Origin of the sequence: Mesorhizobium sp. M7A.F.Ca.AU.002.02.1.1 (assembly GCF_003998535.1) — a bacterium.
Classification (GTDB): domain Bacteria; phylum Pseudomonadota; class Alphaproteobacteria; order Rhizobiales; family Rhizobiaceae; genus Mesorhizobium; species Mesorhizobium ciceri.
In genome coordinates, this window is sequence record NZ_RZPB01001137.1 from 1 (window position 1) to 1,409 (window position 1,409).

The window sequence follows — 1,409 nt, forward strand, 5'->3', positions numbered from 1 at the left end:
GGCAAATGTCCCTCCCCGAATCCCCGATGATTTTTGGCTTTTCGGGTTCAACTGGACGATTATGAGCGGCTGCGCGCTGTTTTCAAGCGGCAAAGCCAGTGCGCCGCCTCCCGTGGTTGAAACGCTCAGGTCTTCTGCGAATTGGGCTGGGCGCCGTTGTCCTTGTCCATATCCCTGACGATGCCCATGAAGCCGCGCAGGAAGCGCTCCATGTAGCCCATCGTCTTGTTGAAATCCTCTTCGCTCGGCAGTTTCGATTCGAGGCGGGCGGAGAGCGAATTCTCGAGCTTGGTGACGCGCTCGTCCATCGCCTTCATCGAGGTCTGCAAGCGGTCGACCTCGTCCTGGAAAGCGGCGCGTTCGTCGGCCGCCATCTTGCAGACGAGCTGGCCGGAGCGTTCGTCGCAGATCGACATGGCGCCGGTCTGGGTGTCCATGCGGATATAGCCGGTGGCCGACTTTTCCAGCCGGTAGCGGTCGGTTTCTTCCGAATAAGCTGAAGCCGCGACCAGCGAAACGAGCGCGGCGGGGATCAAGATGTGCTGCAGACGCATGTTGTCCTCCATGGCAAAGGCCTCAGATATCGCATGTTTGCGCCGGAAATGGGGAAGACCCTTGGCGTGGCCTTTCCCGAATGGCTGGTTCGGAATCTTTTGAAGCAATTCCCAAGGGAAAGCGCTATGCGCTTTTCCCGGGAAAACCGTTTCACACTTTTCCTGGAACTGCTCTATAGCGCAACCATGTCTCAGATTATCTACAAGATAACCCCGCAGGCGCTTTGGCGCGAGGCCGAAACGCATGGCCGCTTCACCGGCGCGCCGATTGATGTCGCAGACGGCTTCATCCACTTCTCCACGGCGGCGCAGGTCAAGGAAACGGCGGCAAAGCACTTTGCCGGCCAGACCGACCTTCTGCTGGTCGCCATCGACGGCGCCAGCCTGGGTGCTGCGCTGAGATACGAGGTCTCGCGCGGCGGTGCGCTGTTTCCGCATCTTTATGGTCCGCTCGGCCTCAAGGCTGTGCTGTGGGTCCGGCCACTGCCGCTTGGCTCCGATGGTGTGCACCAGTTCCCGGCACTGGAGGGGCAATGAGCGTGCTCGACCGGCTCGGCCAGAAGCTGCTGTTCGCCTTCGATCCGGAAACCGCGCATGGCCTGTCGATCGCGGCCTTGCGATGCGGCGTTCCGGTTGGTGCACCAGCGATCCGCGACCACAGGCTGACGGTCAGCATCTGCGGCCTCGATTTTCCCAATCCGCTCGGCATGGCGGCCGGCTATGACAAGAACGCCGAAGTGCCCGACGCGCTGCTTGGCCTGGGCTTCGGCTTTGCCGAGGTCGGCACGATCACGCCGCTGGCGCAGGCCGGCAATCCGAAGCCGCGCATTTTCCGGCTGACGGCCGACGATGCGG

Annotated in this window: 2 protein-coding genes and 1 pseudogene; 2 read left to right on the forward strand and 1 reads right to left on the reverse strand. The window is 61.9% G+C overall.

The annotated features are described in order from the left end of the window. Window positions 1-125 precede the first annotated feature (125 nt). Window positions 126-554 carry a hypothetical protein gene (locus tag EN879_RS35825; RefSeq protein ID WP_013533615.1) on the reverse strand — a complete coding sequence of 143 codons (429 nt, stop codon included), beginning with the start codon at window positions 552-554 and terminating at the stop codon, window positions 126-128. 186 nt (window positions 555-740) lie between these two features. Here EN879_RS35825 and EN879_RS35830 point away from each other — a divergent pair, with 186 nt between their 5' ends. After that, entirely contained in the window at window positions 741-1,091 is a 351-nt protein-coding gene (locus EN879_RS35830) for a DUF952 domain-containing protein (RefSeq protein WP_024503140.1), read from the forward strand. Further along, window positions 1,088-1,409: pseudogene (locus tag EN879_RS35835) on the forward strand (dihydroorotate dehydrogenase (quinone)); the annotation flags it as partial. The gene EN879_RS35830 and the pseudogene EN879_RS35835, both read left to right, overlap by 4 nt.

Bases quoted from the DNA above. Each gene is read 5' to 3' on its own strand.
- EN879_RS35825 (WP_013533615.1), bottom strand. From the start codon at position 554: ATGCGTCTGCAGCACATCTTGATCCCCGCCGCGCTCGTTTCGCTGGTC.
- EN879_RS35830 (WP_024503140.1), top strand. From the start codon at position 741: ATGTCTCAGATTATCTACAAGATAACCCCGCAGGCGCTTTGGCGCGAG.